This is a genomic window from Micromonospora sp. IBHARD003, from assembly GCF_056106285.1.
The window spans coordinates 1,452,667-1,471,677 of the sequence record NZ_JBWBBX010000001.1 but is presented as its reverse complement, the minus strand read 5'-3'; the positions used below and the strand labels follow the sequence as shown (position 1 = coordinate 1,471,677).

The window sequence follows — 19,011 nt, the reverse complement described above, 5'->3', positions numbered from 1 at the left end:
GCCGCGATTTTCGCGCGGCGCCGTCTCCCCGAGTCGGACGGCGCCGAGCAGCTCTCGGTCCGGCTCAGCTCTCGGCGAGGATGTGCGAGAGCTCCGTGTCCAGATCGAAGTGGCGATGCTCGGTGCCGGGCGGCACCGCTGCGTCGGTGCGCTTCAGGAAGGACTCCAGGGCCCGCGCCGGGGCCTCTAGCAGAGCCTCGCCCTCCGGGGAGCTCAGCGCGATGCAGACGACACCCTGGCCGTGACTGCGCGATGGCCAGACTCGGACGTCGCCGGTGCCGGTGGGCCGGTGCAGCCCTTCGGCGAGAAGATCGCGGGCGAACACCCATTCGACCGTCTCTTCGGCTCCGGTGTGGAAGGTGGCGTGCACGGCATAGGGATCGGCCGTGTCATACCGCAGGCCCGCGGGTACAGGCAGTGAGGACTCGCTCGACACAACGAGGCGCAGGTGCAGCTCGCAGCTGACCGTGGTGTTCATAAGCGCCAGGGCCTTTCGCTCAGTGTGCGCTCGGGGATTCGCACGTCGGCGAAATCGACATGCCACCTACGGTGCCGATGTAAACCCCTCTGTCTGTTTTGTGATCCTTCGGGTACCCCGTACGGAGGAGTCCGATCTACGACCCTGTGGTCATTCCCGCGGCAGGCCCTGTCAGGTACTTTGGGCTCCATGAATGCGGAGAGTGACGAGCGGGAGAGGGGTGCCGCGACGATGGCCCCCGCTCCCGTCACGGGGGACGTGACCGAGGGCGTGAGCGCTGCCGGGGAGGCATCCGAGCGGCCGCTGGGATCCCGGGCGCCCGAATTCGTGAAGGCGCGCCGCACGCTGCATCTGAGCTGGCAGGTCGGCGTGTTCATCGTGGGCCTCGCCGTCGTCGTGGCGGGCGTGATCATGCTGCCGTTGCCGGGTCCCGGCTGGCTGGTGATCTTCGGCGGTATGGCGATCTGGGCGACCGAGTTCGTCTGGGCACAGCTCGTGCTGCGCTGGACCAAGCGGAAGGTCACCGAGGCGGCACAGCGGGCCCTCGACCCCAAGGTCCGCAGACGCAACATCATCCTGACCGTCGTCGGCCTGGTGATCATCGGCGTGCTGCTCGGCATCTACCTCTGGAAGTTCGGGATCGTGATGCCCTGGAAGATCGACGAGTAGCGGCGCCCACCGCTCGGTCGATGGTCAAAGAGCGCCCCTGACATGGGGTAATGTTTGCCGTGCGCCCGGGCGATTAGCTCAGTGGGAGAGCGCTTCGTTCACACCGAAGAGGTCACTGGTTCGAACCCAGTATCGCCCACCGTCCGGAGCCGAAGGCCTCGGAGACCACGGTCTCCGAGGCCTTCGGTATTTCACCCGTTCGGCTTAGCGCCGGCCCGGCCCGGCCGCCGGCCCCTGACGCGTCCCCGGGTCGGTGAGCCGGTCGTCCAGGATCCGGCTCAGCGCATCCGGCTCAGGGTGTCGCGCAGCCTGCGGGCATCGTGCAGCCGACGCTCGTAGGTGGCCCCGACCACCAGGAGCAGCAGGCCGGCGACGGCCGGGGGCAGCCAGCGGGGCAGCGCACCGGCGACCTGGACCGCATACGGGGCGAGCTCGTGCAGGGCGTCCAGGGCCAGCGTCAGTCCGCCGAGCACCAGCGGGGCCTGCAGACGCAGCCGGGCTCCTGTGAGGGTGACCGCCAGTGCGGCCGCCCCCAGCAGCAGCGGACGCAGCCAGTGAGCGTCGCCCCAGGCCGCGAACAGGCTGGGCCCCAGGGTCGCGGCCAGACCGGGGCCGTACGCCGTCCAGGACGATGCCGCCGGGTCCCGCCGCCTGCGCAGCAGCCCGACTGCCAGCGCCGGAACGGTCACCGGCAGGGTGTACGCCTCCGGGGCCGAGACATCCGACGCGGCCAGCCGTACCCATGTCGCCGCGATGAACAGCACCGCGGACAGATATCCGGCGACGAGGCGGCGCTCGCTGCGCACCGCCGTGCCCGCGGCCACGACGCCCCCGAGGGCGAGCACCAGCGCCAGCGTCGGGGTGTGCGGCACCGCGAGACCGATCGCGAACAGCCCGGCCGCGGCGCCCGTGAGCTCGACCGGGAGCGTGAGGGGGTGCGAGCGCAGCCGTGCCCCGAACAGCGCGGTGGCGGCGGGCGCCACCAGAAGCGCGAGCCCGACCCGGTGTGCGGGCAGACCCGCGGCGGCAGCGGCGGCTCCGGCCAGCGCGGTGCCCCACAGGACGGTGGCACACGCCTGCACGGTGCGGACGGATCCGCGTGCCGCCGCGGCCACCGCGGCGGACAGGACACCCAGCACGGCGAGCACGACGAGGGTGGCGGGCCGGGTGGCCAGGCCCGAAAGGGCCGCCCCCAGTGCGGCGGCCGACCCGCAGACGAGAGCGGTGACGGCGAGCGGGTTCCCGGCGCCCCGGCCGGGGGCAGGCACGGAACCAGGGGCCGTACCGGGGCCGGGGGCGCCGTCGACCATGGCGGATCGGGCACCGTCGGCAGCCGCACGTCCCCGTACGCCACGGCCGGCCACGACGGCGACGGCGAGCACGGCAGCCACCACCGTGAGCCGGACCGCCACCACCGCGGGGTAGGGCAGGGCGCTCGCCGTGGCCGTCGCGAACGCCGCACAGCAGGCCAGGGCGAGTGCCGCACAGGTCATGGCCGCCCGGGGCAACGGGACGTCCGGGAGCAGCCGCGGCCCCGCCCCGAGCACCGCGGCCACGGCGGCCAGGACGACCACGGCGGCGGCCAGCCCGTAGGGAGCCGCCATCGGGACGGGGGCGCCGGACCAGATCGCTCCGAGACCGGAGAGCGGGTGCAGCAGAGCGAGCACCACCGGTGGTAGCGCCCAGAGCACCGAAGCCGCATGGGCCAGTCCGGCAGCGGTGCCGAAACCCGCGCGGACGCCGCCCGGCGCCCGTGTCCGCAGGGCGGCGAGCAGGGCGACGGCGCACAGCAGGTAACCGGGCACGGCCCATGGTGCCGGCACCGTCGCACGCACCACTCCGCCCACCGCCGCGACCGCGGCGAGCCCCGCCACCGCCGCCGTCGCCGGGGCCGACGACGGCGACCGCAATGCGGCGACCAGCGCGAGACCGCAGGCCCCCAGAAGCAGCAGACCCGGTCCCACGGCGCGCACGGGAGAGTCCGCCGTCAGGGACAGCGAGCCGCCCGCCAGCAGCGACCAGCCGCCGGTGACCACGGCTCCTGTGATCGCCGTCGCACGGACCGCCGCCGGCTTCGCGACGAGCGCGACGGCGATGTCGGCGGCGGCCGTGGCCAGCGTCGCCCAGGCCGTCACCGACAGGCTCGCGTCCGCCCCCAGAGCCCAGAGCGGCAGCGGGAGTTGAAGGGCGACGACGGCCACCGGCAACGGGGTGCGCAGGGCGCGCTGCGCCGTCCCGTACCCGGCCCACAGCGCGGCGAGCACACCGGAGGCGACGGCCGCGTATGCCACGGCGCCGGTGTCCGGCAGCGCCACGCGGTGCAGGGCGTACGCGTCCAGCACCGTCAGGACCAGACCGAGTACCGCCACCGCCTCCGCGGTCGCCGTGAGCCCGCGCCGCAGCAGCGGGGCGGGCGCCGCGAGGGCCGTGACCGTCACCGCACCGAGCACCAGGGAGCGCCCTGTGATGCCCAGATGCCCCCAACTGACCACGGTGAAGGCGATCGCGGCGATCGTCAGCAGGATCCCGCCCAGAGCGAGCAGCACATTCTGCGCACTCGGCGGCGAGGTCTCAGGGGCGGGGCCCACGGGCCACACCGCCCCCTTGGCCCCCACCCGCCCGGCGGGGTTCCCCGCACCCGTGGCAGCGGGACCCTGCGGCTCCAGGGCCTGAAGCGTCCGCACCAGCCAGGCCCGCCGGTGCAGCAATTGGGTACGCCGTGCCTCGATCCGGGCCAGCTCGCCGTCGAGCAGCCGCAGTTCGTCGGCCGGCGGCAGCACGTTCTCCATGCCGGGCAGTGTGGTGAGCGGCACGGGGCGCCGTCATGCGCGCGGCTACTCAGATGGTCTGTGAGTACACCGCACAGGGCGCACACTCGGGACATGGACTGGCACCGCTACCGCTTCCACAGCGTCTGGTGGCTGCAGGCGCCGCCCGCACACGTCTACTCCGTGCTGGAGCGGGTGGAGGACTACCCGCGCTGGTGGCCCCAGGTACGCGAGGTCACCCGGCTCGACGAGTGCGCCGGCACCGCCCGTTTCCGGTCCCTCCTCCCGTACGACCTCGTCGTCACCGCACGCAGCGCCCGGCGGGAACCCGCGGCCGGGATCCTGGAGGCGGAACTGACGGGAGACCTCGACGGCTGGGCGCGCTGGACCCTGACGCCGGACGCCCGCGGCGGCACCCGGGCCCGTTACGACCAGGACGTGGTGGTGCACCGTCCGCTGATGCGGCGCCTGGCGCTGGTCGGCCGTCCGGTGTTCCGGGCCAACCACGCGGCGATGATGCGTGCCGGGCGGCGCGGGCTCAGCGCGTATCTGGCTCGGGCCCCGAAGGGAGTTTGAAGGAAACCCGCCGCTACCTGTATGGTTCAGTGCGTTCCCGGGCGATTAGCTCAGTGGGAGAGCGCTTCGTTCACACCGAAGAGGTCACTGGTTCGAACCCAGTATCGCCCACCGGGAGAGGCCGGTCCGTCATCCGACGGACCGGCCTCTGTGCGTTCCGGAACTGGTTGGGCCCCGGTCATCGCCCGCGCCTTCCCTTCGCTGCCATCGGTTGTCTCACGGACCGTTGGACGAGGGCCGGGGAGCCGGGCGGCTCAGGCCGCCCGCGCGGGCATTTCGGGACGCAGCGGCCACGCGGGATCCACCGCCTCCTGAGAACCGTTGCGTGCGAACCACGCCTGCAGGCCCCGCGCCTGCGCCGCGTGCCACACCGCCTGCAACGTGTGCAGCTCCGGTGGCGAGAGCCGCTCGAGCCGCGCCGCGAACCGCCGCCCCACGGCCCGTACGACCTCCAGTGCCGCGGTCGCGTCGGCCGCGGCGTCATGCGCCCCGTCCAGCGGGACCTCGTACTGGGCGCAGAGATCGGTGAGTGTGCGCCGGCCCTTGCGGTAGCGGTCCAGATGCTTGTCGAGGACCCGCGGATCCAGGACGCACATCGACACGTGCTCCAGATAGTGCGCCAGTGACGAGGCACGGTGGCGCCGCAGTTCGCGGTCCAGCAGAGTCAGATCGAAAGGCGCGTTCATCACGACGAGCGGTCTGCCCGCCGCGCACTGCTCGGCGAGCGCCCGCCCTATCTCCTCCATGACCGGAGCGGGCCAGCGGCCGTTGCATTGCAGGTGTTCCTCGGTGAGGCCATGGACGGCGGTGGCCTCCGCGGGCACCGGTACGCCCGGATTGACCAGCCAGGTGGTGACGCGTGAACGTCCACCCGCTGAATCCTGGACGACCAGCGCAGCGGAGACGATCCGGTCTCCCTCGACGTCCACGCCTGTTGTCTCGGTGTCAAATGCGGCCAGGGGGCCCTCATACCATCGCGTCATCCCCGAACTCCTCGCCCAAGCCGGGCAGATGGCGTGATCCCCTGCCCGAACCGGTGATACCCGCACTGTTTGCGCGGTACGCAGGCGGGTGACAACACAGATGACGGGCAGGGAAGCTGACGCCCCGTCCTGATCCAGGGAACCGAGCCCGAACAAGGCCCAGATCGATCGGCACAGCCCGGAAGGCAGACGGAGCCATGGCGCTCGCGCAGCCCGAACCGGGTGCGCTGCCCGAGCGGACCGTACCGCTGCGCGGAGCACTCGCCACCACCGCCTGTATGGAGACCCTCCAGGTGGGGTATCTGCACGCGGTGGCGGCGGCCGCCGGGTGCTCACTGTCCCAGCCCTTCCCCGACAACGGGATCGACTGGCACGTGAGTCACAGCGCTCCCGGACACACCGTCGACGACGAAGTGACCATCAAGGTCCAGCTCAAGGCGACTTACCAGGTCCCGCCCCATCCGCCGGGCCCGGCGTTCTCGTTCACCCTCGACAACGAGCACCTGGTGAAGCTGGCACGGACACCGGTGTCCGTGCACAAGATCCTCGTCGTGATGATCGTGCCGCGGACCCGGGAGGAGTGGCTGCGGGCCAGCCACGACCGGCTCGACCTGAGGCACTGCTGCTACTGGACCAACCTGGCCGGCCACCCGGTGACCGGCCGGCGCAGGACCACCGTGCGTATCCCGACCTCGCGCATCTTCGACGACCGGGCGCTGTGCGAGATCATGACCCGGGTCGGGACGGGAGGGAGACCCTGATGCACCGCCCGATCGACGAACCGGTACCGCCGAGGACCGGTTCCCCGCCGCTGCCCCCGCCACGCCCCCTTCCGCTGCCGCTCCCGGACGATGTGCCCGCGCCCTGGTACGGCGGCGAGGGGCCGGATCCGGCGCGGGTCGATCCGGTCGTGCTGGGGGCCCTGCTCGACCGGCACGGCTGGCGCAGACGCGGGGGAGCGGCCGGACGGTACGCCCGCTGGACCCCGCCGGGCCCGGCCGGCGGGGGCACGAGTCTGCTCGTCCCGGAGAGCCGGGCGTTCCCGGACTCGGAGGACCTGCTGAGCGAGGCGCTCACGGCCCTCGCCCGGTCGGCCGCACCCTCGGCCCGGGAGGTGCTCGTCGGACTGTCCGTGCCGAGCGACGAGATCCGCTGGTGGCGGGACGTTCCGCAGGGGCCGTCCGGGGCGGTGGCCTGGACGGTGCAGGAGCAGCTGCGGTCGGCCGCACGGCAGCTGCTGCTCGCCGGCGCCCTCGCGGTGCGCGGACGTGCCGGGTATTACGGGGCGCGGCACCGCAGGCAGGCGCTGGCGGCGCTCGAGGGAATTCTGGTCGGCCCCGCGCCCGGTGGCCGGGGACTCACCGCGTTCGTACCGGTGGCGACCGGCCGGGCCGTTGCCGTCAGCCTGCACCACGCCCTGCACGCCACCCGCGAGGCCGTCGACTACCAGCGGACCACCGGTGGGATGGAGGCCTTCGACACGGCGGTACAGGCGGGGGTGAGCCGGGAGCTGACGGAGGCCGTCGTGGCGCTGGTGCGCGGAACCGAGGGAGCACGGGTCGCCCTGGCCTGGTCACCTGCCGCGGGAGTGCCGCAAGGATGTGCCGCGAGGCCCGAGCCCGTCGAGTTCTCCCCGGGTGACCTTCCCGCCCTGCGTGAGGCCGGTGCCCGCTATCTCCGTGCCGAGCCATCCGTACCGGTACGCATCACGGGAGCGGTGGTGCGGATGCGGCGCTCGGGCACGCGCGGCGAGGGCACCGTGCGGCTGCGGGTCCTCGCGGGCGCGGAGGTCCCCCATGTCCGTGCGGTGCTCGACGAGGACTCCTACCGGACGGCCGGGCACGCCCATCTCGTCGGCCTGCCCATCCGCGTCGTCGGCCGCCTCGAGAGCCGCGGCGGCTTCCGGCGTCTGAGCGACGCGACGGGTGTGGTGCCGGTGCATGTCGACGAGTCCGAACGCGACCGGCTGATGAAGGCGCTCCACGAGAACCTCGACTACTTCGAGGAGGCGTGCGGCGGGGACGACTGACAGGACCGGGCCCATGCGTCTGACGCCGCGGGCCGGTCCCCGAAGATCGCCCGGACAGGACGTAACCGTTTCGCGGGCGGGCTCTCCGGCTCGGTAGCATGGCGTATTGCGTGCGCAAGACGACGTGAGCGCGCTTCCCCATCAGGCAGGAGAGACCGGTGTCAGACGTCCGTGTGATCATCCAACGCGATTCCGAGCGGGAAGAGCGCGTGGTGACCACGGGCACCACGGCTGCCGACCTCTTCGCCGGCGACCGCACCGTCGTCGCCGCCCGGGTGGCCGGTGAGCTCAAGGACCTGGCGTACGAGGTCAAGGACGGCGAGGAGGTCGAGCCGGTCGAGATCTCCTCCCAGGACGGCCTCAACATCCTGCGCCACTCCGCCGCGCATGTGATGGCGCAGGCCGTGCAGGAGCTGTTCCCCGAGGCCAAGCTGGGCATCGGCCCGCCGGTCAAGGACGGTTTCTACTACGACTTCGACGTGGAGAAGCCGTTCACCCCTGAGGATCTCAAGGCCATCGAGAAGAAGATGCAGGAGATCCAGAAGCGCGGCCAGCGCTTCTCGCGGCGCGTCGTCAGCGACGACGCCGCCCGCGAAGAGCTCGCCGACGAGCCGTACAAGCTGGAGCTCATCGGCATCAAGGGCTCGGCATCGAGCGACGACGGCGCCGATGTCGAGGTGGGCGGCGGCGAGCTGACCATCTACGACAACCTGGACGCCAAGACCGGTGACCTGTGCTGGAAGGACCTCTGCCGCGGTCCCCACCTGCCCACCACCCGCAACATCCCGGCGTTCAAGCTGATGCGCAACGCCGCGGCCTACTGGCGCGGCAGCGAGAAGAACCCGATGCTGCAGCGCATCTACGGCACCGCCTGGCCGTCCAAGGAAGAGCTCAAGGCGCACCTCGACTTCCTCGCCGAGGCCGAGAAGCGCGACCACCGCAAGTTGGGCACTGAGCTGGATCTCTTCTCCATCCCGGACGAGATCGGTTCCGGTCTCGCCGTCTTCCACCCCAAGGGCGGCATCATCCGCCGGGCCATGGAGGACTACTCGCGCCGCCGTCACGAGGAGGCGGACTACGAGTTCGTCTACACCCCGCACGCCACCAAGGGGAAGCTCTTCGAGAAGAGCGGCCACCTGGACTGGTACGCGGAGGGCATGTATCCCCCCATGCAGCTCGACGAGGGCGTGGACTACTACCTCAAGCCCATGAACTGCCCGATGCACAACCTGATCTTCGACGCTCGGGGCCGGTCCTACCGTGAACTGCCCCTGCGGCTCTTCGAGTTCGGGACCGTGTACCGGTACGAGAAGTCCGGTGTCGTGCACGGCCTCACCCGGGCCCGCGGCTTCACCCAGGACGACGCGCACATCTACTGCACCAAGGAGCAGATGGCGGACGAGCTCGACTCGCTGCTGACCTTCGTGCTCGACCTGCTGCGCGACTACGGCCTCACCGACTTCTACCTCGAGCTGTCCACCAAGGACCCGGAGAAGTTCGTCGGTTCCGACGAGGTCTGGGAAGAGGCCACCGAGGTGCTGCGGAAGGCCGCGGAGAAGCAGGGCCTGCCGCTGACCCCCGACCCGGGCGGCGCCGCGTTCTACGGCCCGAAGATCTCCGTCCAGGCCAAGGACGCCATCGGCCGCACCTGGCAGATGTCGACCATCCAGGTCGACTTCAACCTGCCGGAGCGCTTCGACCTCGAATACACCGGGCCCGACGGAACCAAGCAGCGTCCGGTCATGATCCACCGCGCTCTGTTCGGTTCGATCGAGCGCTTCTTCGCGGTGCTGCTGGAGCACTACGCGGGCGCGTTCCCGGCGTGGCTGGCGCCGGTGCAGGCACTGGGCATCCCGATCGGCGACGCCCACATCCCGTATCTGGAGGAGTTCGCCGCCAAGGCGAAGCAGCGTGGACTGCGCGTCGAGGTGGACTCCTCGTCGGACCGCATGCAGAAGAAGATCCGCAACGCCCAGAAGCAGAAGGTGCCCTTCATGGTCATCGCGGGCGACGAGGACATGGCGAACGGCGCGGTCTCCTTCCGCTACCGCGACGGTTCGCAGGAGAACGGCATCCCGGTCGACGAGGCCATCGCCAAGATCGCCAAGGTGGTGGAGGAGCGCATCCAGCTCTGACCCGCATGCCGTGCGGCCCGCGAAGGTCCGGCACGCTCAGGAAGAGGCCCCCGGAGGACGCCCGTCCTCCGGGGGCCTCTTCTCGTCCTCCCTGGTGAAGACCTGGACCAGCCAGGACGAGAACGAACCCGTCACCGCGCCCAGGAGGGCAAGTCCGCACAGCATGATCCCGACCGCGGTAAGCCGCCCCCACCGGGTCACGGGCGTGACGTCCCCGTAACCGACGGTCGTCAGCGTCTCGGACGCCCACCACAGGGCGTCCCCGAAGGTCGTGATCGTCGCCCCCGGCGCCGACCGCTCGGCCTGGTAGACGGTGAGGGCCCCGGCATAGCCGAGCAGGAGGGCGGAGGTCCCCGCGTAGGCGATCACCCGCGCATGGAGACCGAGTTTCGGCTGGTCCCGCCGGCGCTGCACCACGGTGTAGACCTTGAGCAGCCGCAGGGGACGCAGCAGCGGAAGCACCAGGACCACGGTGTCCAGCCAGTGCGTCCGCAGGAAGCGGTGCAGCCGCTGACCGCTGAGACGCAGCCGCACCACGTAGTCGGCGGCGAAGATCAACCACATGAGGAGGGCGACCCCCAGGGCGACGTCCCGCCAGACCCGGTCCGCGCCCAGAGCGAGTACATGCACCGAGTACGCCGCCAGGAAGACCAGCGAGGCCCAGAACAGCGGCAGCTCGACCCGCTGCTCCCAGCGCTGGAGGGGGGTGACCGTGTCGTCGACGTCCATCGGCCCAGCATCGCCCGGGGGCCGTTCGGGTCCGCCCCGGCGACACGCTCCGTACGGTTGAAGTCATATGCTGCACCACATGACGAGTGAGCCGGAACAGCAGATCGGAGTAGGAATCCAGGACGCCTTCCAGCGTCTGTGGACCCCCCACCGGATGGCGTACATCCAGGGGGAGAACAAGCCGACCGGGCCGGGGGCCGGCGATGGCTGCCCGTTCTGCTCCATCCCCTCGAAGTCCGACGAGGACGGACTCGTCATCGCGCGCGGTGAGAGCGTCTACGCGGTGCTCAATCTGTACCCGTACAACGGCGGGCATCTGATGGTGGTGCCCTACCGGCACGTCGCCGACTACACGGACCTCGACGAGGCGGAGACCGCCGAGCTCGCCGCGTTCACCAAGCGGGCGATGACGGCACTGCGCACGGCCTCCGGGGCGCACGGCTTCAACATCGGAATGAACCAGGGCACCGTCGCGGGCGCGGGTATCGCCGCCCATCTCCACCAGCACGTGGTGCCCCGCTGGGGCGGCGACACCAACTTCATGCCGGTGGTCGGGCACACCAAGGTGCTGCCCCAACTCCTCGCCGACACACGGAAGATGCTGGCGGAGGCCTGGCCGCAGGCTTAGGGGGCTTCTGACGGATCTCCGCGGCGTCGCGACGCCCGGCACGCCCCCACGGCCTTACGGCGTGGGAGGTACCCCCACTCGCCGCACCGGCCGAAAGCGCAAGTACGTCCCGTACGAGGGCTTCCAGCCGGCACTCCGAGAGCACGCACCGGACGCCGCTCCTTCCTCCACGGAGATCCATCAGAAACCCCCTAGGCAACAGCCCCGGGCGCCCTACCGCCGCGGCCCGGGGCAGGGTCGCCGGCGCGATCGTCGGTGGTCCTCGTGCCTGGTCGGCGCGAGGACCTCCCACGCCTGCTGCTACGCGTCGTACACGTCCGCCTTGCGCGGCGACGGGTCCTGCACCATGCCGCTGACGATCAGGGAGCGGTTGCTGAAGCGCTCGGTGTCCACCCCGTTCTCCTCCAGCACCCTCATCGCGGCGGCGTGCGTCACCCGCAGCACGGGTGTCGCCGCGCGCATCGCGTCATCCGCCATGAACCGGTGCCGCCAGGGCTTGTCCGCCCAGGCGTGCCGGAGCCCGAAGGGTTCCGGGAGGACCAGCTTCCCGCCGAGGAAGTCCAGCAGTGGCGGGTACCAGGTGAAGGGCGCCCGGACCATCAGCCGCACCACCTCGGGTGTGTCGACCAGCGGCAGCGTCCGTGTGACGGTCTCCCAGAACCGTACGGTCTTGGCGACCTCTACGGTCTTCGGCGCGGGCTTGCTGGTGAACAGGGAGTGCACCGGGCCGAGCGCATGCCCGGTCACCTCGATGCGCAGGGTCTCGTAGAGCACCGTCACGGTGATCATCATCGTGATCACCAACTGGCCGTCCCACAGTGTGAACTGCACGCCCAGATAGTGGCGGTTGCCGCTGCCGAACTGCTGGTGGTCGCAGATGCGCTGTATCTCGTGACGCCTGACCTGGTACCTGTTGTCCACGTCCTGGCCCTCGGGCCTCGCCACCTCCGCCGCGTCCTCCGCGACGGGCACCACGATCCAGTGCTTCACCGAAGGCGCGGGGAAGCCCCCCGAGTTCAGCGGGCCGCGCTGCAGCAGCGTCAGCTGGTCGTGGATGACCCTGATGACGTCCCAGCTGCGGAACTGGTGGAACTCCTTGCCGGGCTCCTTCGCGACCAGCTCCTCCGCCAGCTGCCAGCTGCCCCAGCGGGTGCCCATGCCGAGTATCCCCTTGGGGCCCGCGTAGAACACCGAGTTGGCGTGCTGCTCGGCCGTGAGCAGCTCCAGCCCCTGGCGCAGCTGCTCGGCCGCGGTCTCGTTCGGGTTCCCGGGCACCGCCTCGGGGACCTTCGCGCCGATCCCGCCGCCGGAGAGCAGGCTGTCCCAGCGCGCACGCATGTCCTTGGCCGTCGCCTCGCAGATCCGTTTGGCGAGCAGCCAGCCGACGACCGGGGCGACGATCATGCCGCGCAGGTAGTACCCCCAGAAGCCGTCGAAGGGCAGCTTGAGCAGGAAGATCACCGCCAGCAGACCGAATCCGGCCATCAGCGCACCGCCCAGCGCTCCCGTGCGCTTGTCCTTCGCCCCCGCGATCATCCGGCGCAGCTGGAACACCCCGATCCACAGCAGCATCCCGGGCAGGAACAGCAGCCCGAACACCACCATGATCGCGGTGAGTTTGGCGTCCCGCTCCTTGCGGATGCCGTTCGCCGCGAGCGCATGCTCCACGACCGTCTGCGGCTCGGTGCCGAACGACTGGATCAGCGGCTTGCGCCCGCCGCCCAGCATCCGCACCTGCACCGCCCGTGAGAAGGCCTCGCCCAGATTCGGCTCGAACAGCGAGAGCTTGGGCTTGGTCACCTTGGACGCGTGCCACTCGCTGTTGGCCTTCAGGATGTCCTCGAGCTTGCCGTCCCGGTACGCCGCCGAGGCCAGCGCATGCGTCGCCGCCGTCTGCCCGGCCGCACCCTGCAACGGGACTTGTGCCCCTGGAGAGAAATCGAATGCCTGCTCCGCCACCGCACCGCCCCCATCGCCGCAACTGTCCGCACCGCGACCTGTTCCCGACTACCGCGCCCCGCACACCTTCTGAGCTGGACACCCCAGCGTATCGAGGACGCACCGTGTCCGCCTCACCACCATGAAATGCCGCCCGCCGCAAGGGGGTACGACGGGCGGCACACGCAACTCCTATGCTGCCTCGGCCTGTTCGCGGATCTTGCCCGCCAACTGCGGTGGCATCGCCTCATGACGGGCGTACGAGCGGTCGAAGCGGCCCGTGCCGTGCGAGATCGACCGCAGATCGACCGCGTACCGCCCGATCTCGATCTCCGGCACCTCGGCCCGCACGAGCGTCCGTCCCTGGCCCGCCTGTTCGGTGCCGACCACGCGGCCCCGGCGACCCGACAGATCGCTCATGACCGGCCCGACGTAGTCATCGGGCACCATCACCTGCACCTCGGCCACCGGCTCCAGCAGATGGATCCGGGCGTCGGCCGCCGCCTCGCGCAGCGCCAGAGCGCCGGCGGTCTGGAAGGCGGCGTCGGACGAGTCGACCGAGTGGGCTTTGCCGTCGAGCAGTGTCACCCGCACATCGACCAGGGGATAGCCGGCCGCCACGCCCTTCGCCGCCTGTGCCCGGATCCCCTTCTCCACGGACGGGATGAACTGGCGCGGCACCGCACCGCCCACCACCTTGTCGACGAACTCGATGCCCGAGCCGGCGGGCAGCGGCTCGACCTCGATCTCACAGATCGCGTACTGGCCGTGGCCACCGGACTGCTTCACATGACGGCCGCGCCCGGCCGACGGCTCACCGAACGTCTCCCGCAGCGACACCTTGTGCGGAACGACGTCGACCTGGACGCCGTAACGACTGCGCAGCCGCTCCAGCGCCACGTCCATATGCGCCTCGCCGAGACACCACAGCACCACCTGATGCGTGTCCTGGTTCTGTTCGAGGCGCATCGTCGGATCCTCGGCGACCAGCCGGGACAGCCCCTGGGAGAGCCGGTCCTCGTCGGCCTTGCTGTGCGCCTGGATGGCCAGCGGGAGCAACGGGTCGGGCATCGCCCACGGTTCCATCAGCAGCGGGTCGTCCTTCGACGAGAGCGTGTCACCCGTCTCGGCACGCGACAGCTTGGCGACGCAGGCGAGGTCACCGGCGATGCACGCGCCCATCGTGCGCTGCTGCTTGCCGAACGGGGAGGTCAGCGCGCCGACCCGCTCGTCGACATCGTGGTCCTCGTGGCCGCGGTCCGTCAGACCGTGCCCGGAGACGTGCACCGTCTCGTCCGGGCGCAGCGTCCCCGAGAAGACCCGCACCAGCGACAGCCGTCCGACATAGGGGTCGGACGCGGTCCTGACCACCTCCGCGACCAGCGGGCCGTCGGGATCGCAGCTGACCACGGGGCGCGGGGCGCCCTCCGGGGTGGTGACCGCCGGTGCCTCCCGCTCGAGCGGGGTCGGGAACCCGCCCGTGATCAGCTCCAGCAGCTCCACCGTGCCCAGTCCCTGCTTGCCGCCGTCCGCCGCCGGAGCCGCGAACAGCACGGGATGGAAGACGCCGCGGGCGACGGCCTTCTCCAGGTCGTCGATCAGCGTCTTGAGGTCGATCCCCTCGCCGCCCAGATAGCGGTCCATGAGGGTCTCGTCCTCGCTCTCCGCGATGATCCCCTCGATCAGCCGGTTCCGTGACTCCTCGATGAGCGGCAGCTGGTCCGGGTCCGGAGCCTGCTCCGCACGCTCGCCGCCCGCGTAGGCGAACACCTGCTGGGACAGCAGACCGAGCAGTCCCGTCACGGGGGCGTGCCCATCGGCGGCCTCGGGGCCGTACAGGGGCAGATACAGCGGCAGTACCGCGTCGGGATCGTCGCCCCCGAAGATCTCACCGCAGATCCGGGTGAGGTCGTCGTAGTTGGTGCGTGCCGTGTCCAGATGGGTGACCACGATGGCCCGGGGCATGCCCACGGCGGCGCACTCCTCCCACACCATCCGGGTGGAGCTCGCCACGGCATCCGCCTCCTGGGCCGCGGAGACAACGAAAAGGGCCGCGTCCGCGGCTCGCAGACCGGCCCTGAGTTCCCCGACGAAGTCGGCGTATCCGGGGGTGTCCAGCAGATTGACCTTGTACCCGCCCCATTCGACCGGGACGAGGCTGAGCTGTACGGAGCGTTGCTGACGGTGCTCGATCTCGTCGTAGTCCGAGATCGTCCCGCCGTCCTCGACCCGGCCCGCCCTGTTGACCGCACCGGCGGTCAGCGCGAGGGCCTCGACCAGCGTCGTCTTGCCCGATCCACTGTGGCCGACCAGCACCACGTTCCGTACCGATGAGGGCCGGTCGGCCGTCGTAGCCCTGCCGGCGGCTCCGGGGTGTGCGTTCGCCTTGTCGCCCATGATTCGTTCCTCCCGACTGATTGCACGGTGAGGTGAGGGCGCGGACCCGGGGCCTGCCGTGTCGGGGAGACCCCCGGCCGGAGCGAGGGAGGCGCTCCGGCACATGCCCGCGGTGGTCTTTCGAGCTTTCCACTCCCTTCATGGTGCGTCCATACGTCGTACGTGACCGGGGGAGTCCGCTGGCGCGGGAACGGCGTGACTACGATGGGCCCACCGGTGGCCATCAGGGCCGCGCGGCCCACCGAACCTCCGGGAAGGTCATGCTGAACAAGTACGCGCGTGCGTTCTTCACGCGTGTCCTCACACCGTTCGCCGCGTTTCTGCTCCGCAGGGGAGTGAGCCCCGACGCGGTCACGCTCGTCGGCACGGCCGGGGTCATGGTGGGCGCGCTGGTCTTCTTCCCGCGCGGAGACTTCTTCTGGGGGACCATCGTCATCACCCTGTTCGTCTTCTCGGACCTCGTCGACGGGAACATGGCGCGCCAGGCCGGGGTCTCCAGCCGCTGGGGCGCCTTCCTCGACTCGACGCTGGACCGGGTGGCGGACGGGGCGATCTTCGGCGGATTCGCCCTCTGGTACGCGGGCAAGGGCGACGACAATGTGATGTGTGCCGTGGCCATCTTCTGTCTGGCCAGCGGGCAGGTCGTCTCGTACACCAAGGCACGCGGTGAGTCGATCGGACTTCCCGTCGCCGTGAACGGGCTGGTCGAGCGTGCCGAGCGGCTGGTGATCTCGCTGGTCGCGGCAGGTCTCGCCGGACTCCACGCCTTCGGCGTCCCCGGCGTCCAGATCCTGCTGCCGATCGCGCTGTGGATCGTGGCGGTCGGGTCGCTGGTGACCCTGGGACAGCGGGTGGTGACGGTACGCCGTGAGGCGGCCGAGGCGGACGCTGGGGCGTCGCCGGAGGGGAGTGGGGCGGCATCATGAAGGAACGGCTGACGGACGGGCTGTACGGACTGGGCTGGACCGCGGTCAAGAAGCTCCCCGAGCCCGTCGCGACGGGATTGGGCCGGAGCATCGCCGACACCGTCTGGAAGCGGCGCGGTAAGGGCGTGCTGCGCCTGGAGTCCAATCTGGCCCGGGTCGTCCCCGACGCGGGGCCCGAGCGGCTCGCCGAGCTCTCCAAGGCCGGGATGCGCTCGTACATGCGCTACTGGATGGAGTCGTTCCGGCTGCCCACCTGGGACCGGGAACGCGTCAAGCGCAGCGTCCACATCCATGACGCTCACCGGCTGACCGACGGCATCGCCTCGGACCGGGGGCTCGTGCTGGCACTGCCCCACATGGCCAACTACGACCTCGCGGGCGTCTGGGTCACCCGCGCACTCGACACCCCGTTCACCACGGTCGCCGAACGCCTCAAGCCGGAGACCCTCTACGACCGGTTCGTCGCCTACCGCGAGTCGCTCGGCATGGAGGTGCTGCCGCATGTCGGCGGCTCCGCGTTCGGCACCCTCGCCCGCCGGCTGCGCGAGGGAGGCCTGGTCTGCCTGGTCGCCGACCGCGATCTGTCCGCCTCGGGCATCGAGGTGAAGTTCTTCGGCGAGACGGCCCGGATGCCCGCCGGGCCCGCGCTGCTCGCCCAGCAGACCGGGGCGCTGCTGCTGCCCGTCACCCTCTGGTACGACGACACCGAGGTGATGAAGGGCCGTGTCCACCCGCCCGTCGACGTGCCCGAGACGGGTACCCGGGAAGAGAAGACGGCGGTGATGACACAGGCGCTTGCAGACGCCTTCGCCACGGGAATCGCCGACCACCCGGAGGACTGGCACATGCTGCAGCGGCTGTGGCTGTCGGACCTCGAGAACACGGCGGGCGGACAGGACACGGGGGAGCGGCGGGCATGAGGATCGGCATCGTCTGCCCGTACTCCTGGGACGTGCCCGGAGGCGTGCAGTTCCACATCAGGGACCTGGCGGAGCACCTGATCCGGCTGGGGCACGAGGTGTCCGTGCTCGCCCCGGCAGACGACGACACCCCGCTGCCGCCGTACGTCGTCTCCGCCGGCCGTGCGGTGCCCGTGCGCTACAACGGCTCGGTCGCCCGGCTCAACTTCGGCTTCCTGTCCGCGGCGCGGGTACGGCGCTGGCTGCACGACGGCACCTTCGACGTCATCCACATCCACGAGCCCGCGTCACCCTCGCTCGGACTGCTGTCCTGCTGGGCGGCCCAGGGCCCGATCGTCGCCACCTTCCACACGTCGAACCCGCGGTCACGGGCGATGATCGCGGCGTATCCGATCCTCCAGCCCGCGCTGGAGAAGATCAACGCCCGTATCGCGGTCAGCGAGTACGCACGGCGGACGCTGGTCGAGCACCTGGGCGGCGACGCGGTCGTCATCCCCAACGGCGTCGACGTGGACTTCTTCGCCAAGGCGGAGCCCAAGGCGGAGTGGCAGGGCGGGGGTACCTCCGGCGAAGCCAGTGGGGGTACCTCGGGCGAAGCCAGGGGGAACACGATCGGCTTCATCGGCCGCATCGACGAGCCCCGCAAGGGCCTGCCCGTGCTGATGAAGGCCCTCCCGAAGATCCTCGCGGAGCGCCCCGGGACACGGCTCCTGGTCGCGGGACGCGGGGACGAGGAGGAGGCCGTGGCCTCGCTTCCCGCGGAGATGCGCTCGAGCGTGGAGTTCCTCGGCATGGTGAGCGACGAGGACAAGGCCCGGCTGCTGCGCAGCGTGGACGTGTACGTCGCGCCCAACACCGGCGGCGAGAGCTTCGGGATCATCCTGGTCGAGGCCCTGTCGGCGGGCGCGCCGGTGCTGGCGTCGGACCTGGACGCCTTCGCCCAGGTCCTCGACCAGGGCGCGGCGGGCGAACTCTTCACCAACGAGGACGCCGACGCACTGGCCTCGGCGGCGGTACGGCTGCTGGGCGATCCGGAACGCCGCGAGGAGCTCCGCGCGCGCGGCAGCGCGCATGTGCGGCGCTTCGACTGGTCGACGGTGGGGGCGGACATCCTCGCGGTCTACGAGACGGTGACGGACGGCGCGGCGTCGGTGGCGGCGGTGGAACGTCCGGGACTGATGGCGAGGTTCGGCCTGGCGCGGGACTAGGGGGCTTCTGATGGATCTCCGTGGCGTCGCGACGCCCGGCACGCGCTCTCGCCGCACCGGCCGAAAGCCCAAGTACGTCCAGTACGAGGGCTTCCGGCCGGCACCCCGAGAGCACGCACCGGACGCCGCTCCTTCCTCCACGGAGATCCATCAGAAACCCCCTAGCGCGTGTGCTGCGCGCTGCGGTGCGGTTGTTGGGCTTGCCCGGGGCCTTGGCGGCACCCGGGGTGTCCGTCCTCAAACGCCGGACGGGCTTGGGGTGTGGGGCGTGCCCGGGGCGTGTGCTGGGCGTTGGGTGCCGCTGCGGGCCTCGCGCCCTGGACGGCGTGCCGTGCGGTCACCGTCTTCGTTGGGGCGCAACACAATGGGGGTCCCCCCGGACGGAGTCTGGGGGAGCTCTAGTGTCCCGGACACGATCCCTCCGCGTCCCCCCTTCCCGCAGTCGGCAGGCGGCCCGGGGTGGGGCCGTGCAGGGTCGGCCCCGTAGGGAGTGGTGGCATACCACCCGCCTCGATGCGGACAGCGGCGACGCCGCCGCTCCCGAAGGGGACGAGCCCGGAGGGGCCCCACCCCACCACCCACCACCCCCGCCCCAACGCACCGGCCACACCTTCAAGCCCGTCCGGC

Annotated in this window: 15 protein-coding genes and 2 tRNA genes; 11 read left to right on the top strand and 6 right to left on the bottom strand. The window is 71.1% G+C overall.

What is annotated here, in order from left to right:
* Positions 1-64 precede the first annotated feature (64 nt).
* The gene (locus ACTWOL_RS06455) at positions 65-478 is read right to left on the bottom strand and encodes an SsgA family sporulation/cell division regulator (RefSeq protein WP_003959770.1); all 414 of its coding nucleotides are present in this window, start codon (positions 476-478) and stop codon (positions 65-67) included.
* A 189-nt stretch (positions 479-667) separates the two neighbouring features.
* Here ACTWOL_RS06455 and ACTWOL_RS06450 point away from each other — a divergent pair, with 189 nt between their 5' ends.
* Both ACTWOL_RS06450 and ACTWOL_RS06445 read left to right on the top strand, forming a co-directional pair.
* Positions 668-1,147, top strand: a complete 480-nt coding sequence (locus ACTWOL_RS06450) for a TIGR02611 family protein (protein ID WP_474295231.1) — start codon at positions 668-670, stop codon at positions 1,145-1,147.
* Between the two features lie 67 nt (positions 1,148-1,214).
* Positions 1,215-1,286 (top strand) — tRNA-Val (locus ACTWOL_RS06445).
* 139 nt (positions 1,287-1,425) lie between these two features.
* Here the strand turns inward: ACTWOL_RS06445 and ACTWOL_RS06440 are convergent.
* Positions 1,426-3,936: an SCO7613 C-terminal domain-containing membrane protein gene (locus ACTWOL_RS06440; RefSeq protein ID WP_474295229.1), complete on the bottom strand. Its 2,511-nt coding sequence runs from the start codon at positions 3,934-3,936 to the stop codon at positions 1,426-1,428.
* 93 nt (positions 3,937-4,029) lie between these two features.
* Between ACTWOL_RS06440 and ACTWOL_RS06435 the strand changes: the two genes are divergently transcribed.
* Both ACTWOL_RS06435 and ACTWOL_RS06430 read left to right on the top strand, forming a co-directional pair.
* Complete coding sequence (locus tag ACTWOL_RS06435; protein WP_474295228.1) at positions 4,030-4,491, top strand: SRPBCC family protein; 462 nt, start codon at positions 4,030-4,032, stop codon at positions 4,489-4,491.
* A gap of 39 nt (positions 4,492-4,530) precedes the next feature.
* Positions 4,531-4,602 (top strand) — tRNA-Val (locus ACTWOL_RS06430).
* 143 nt (positions 4,603-4,745) lie between these two features.
* On the opposite strand, the gene ACTWOL_RS06425 is transcribed toward ACTWOL_RS06430, so the two are convergent.
* Positions 4,746-5,474: an exonuclease domain-containing protein gene (locus ACTWOL_RS06425; protein ID WP_474295226.1), complete on the bottom strand. Its 729-nt coding sequence runs from the start codon at positions 5,472-5,474 to the stop codon at positions 4,746-4,748.
* Between the two features lie 197 nt (positions 5,475-5,671).
* On the opposite strand from ACTWOL_RS06425, the gene ACTWOL_RS06420 reads away from it, so the two are divergent.
* The 3 genes from ACTWOL_RS06420 (at position 5,672) to thrS (ending at position 9,638) form a co-directional block, all read left to right on the top strand.
* On the top strand, positions 5,672-6,235 hold the full coding sequence (locus ACTWOL_RS06420) for a DUF4365 domain-containing protein (protein ID WP_474295224.1): 564 nt from the start codon (positions 5,672-5,674) through the stop codon (positions 6,233-6,235).
* Entirely contained in the window at positions 6,235-7,503 is a 1,269-nt protein-coding gene (locus tag ACTWOL_RS06415; protein ID WP_474295222.1) for a serine/threonine-protein kinase, read from the top strand. The genes ACTWOL_RS06420 and ACTWOL_RS06415 overlap by 1 nt, the downstream gene beginning before the upstream one ends.
* 158 nt (positions 7,504-7,661) lie before the next feature.
* Positions 7,662-9,638 (top strand): threonine--tRNA ligase, encoded by a 1,977-nt coding sequence (gene thrS / locus ACTWOL_RS06410; RefSeq protein ID WP_474295220.1) that lies wholly within the window; start codon positions 7,662-7,664, stop codon positions 9,636-9,638.
* Positions 9,639-9,674: 36 nt separating this feature from the next.
* On the opposite strand, the gene ACTWOL_RS06405 is transcribed toward thrS, so the two are convergent.
* Entirely contained in the window at positions 9,675-10,367 is a 693-nt protein-coding gene (locus ACTWOL_RS06405) for a potassium channel family protein (RefSeq protein WP_474295219.1), read from the bottom strand.
* 79 nt (positions 10,368-10,446) lie between these two features.
* On the opposite strand from ACTWOL_RS06405, the gene ACTWOL_RS06400 reads away from it, so the two are divergent.
* Positions 10,447-10,995, top strand: coding sequence for an HIT family protein (locus tag ACTWOL_RS06400; RefSeq protein WP_474295217.1), 549 nt, complete (start codon positions 10,447-10,449; stop codon positions 10,993-10,995).
* A gap of 300 nt (positions 10,996-11,295) precedes the next feature.
* Here ACTWOL_RS06400 and ACTWOL_RS06395 read toward each other — a convergent pair whose 3' ends face one another.
* Together ACTWOL_RS06395 and ACTWOL_RS06390 are read right to left on the bottom strand one after the other, a co-directional pair.
* Positions 11,296-12,954 carry a hypothetical protein gene (locus ACTWOL_RS06395; RefSeq protein WP_474295216.1) on the bottom strand — a complete coding sequence of 553 codons (1,659 nt, stop codon included), beginning with the start codon at positions 12,952-12,954 and terminating at the stop codon, positions 11,296-11,298.
* 171 nt (positions 12,955-13,125) lie between these two features.
* Positions 13,126-15,330 carry an elongation factor G-like protein EF-G2 gene (locus ACTWOL_RS06390; protein ID WP_474295214.1) on the bottom strand — a complete coding sequence of 735 codons (2,205 nt, stop codon included), beginning with the start codon at positions 15,328-15,330 and terminating at the stop codon, positions 13,126-13,128.
* Positions 15,331-15,590: 260 nt separating this feature from the next.
* Between ACTWOL_RS06390 and pgsA the strand changes: the two genes are divergently transcribed.
* From pgsA to ACTWOL_RS06375, 3 genes are read left to right on the top strand one after another with little or no spacing between them, the layout of a single operon-like run.
* A complete protein-coding gene (pgsA, locus tag ACTWOL_RS06385; protein ID WP_474295212.1) occupies positions 15,591-16,256 on the top strand; it encodes a phosphatidylinositol phosphate synthase in 666 nt (221 codons plus the stop codon).
* Positions 16,253-17,176, top strand: a complete 924-nt coding sequence (locus ACTWOL_RS06380) for a phosphatidylinositol mannoside acyltransferase (protein ID WP_474295210.1) — start codon at positions 16,253-16,255, stop codon at positions 17,174-17,176. The genes pgsA and ACTWOL_RS06380 overlap by 4 nt, the downstream gene beginning before the upstream one ends.
* A complete protein-coding gene (locus ACTWOL_RS06375; RefSeq protein ID WP_474295208.1) occupies positions 17,173-18,384 on the top strand; it encodes a glycosyltransferase family 4 protein in 1,212 nt (403 codons plus the stop codon). Before ACTWOL_RS06380 ends, ACTWOL_RS06375 begins: the two co-directional genes overlap by 4 nt.
* The last annotated feature ends 627 nt before the right edge of the window (positions 18,385-19,011 follow it).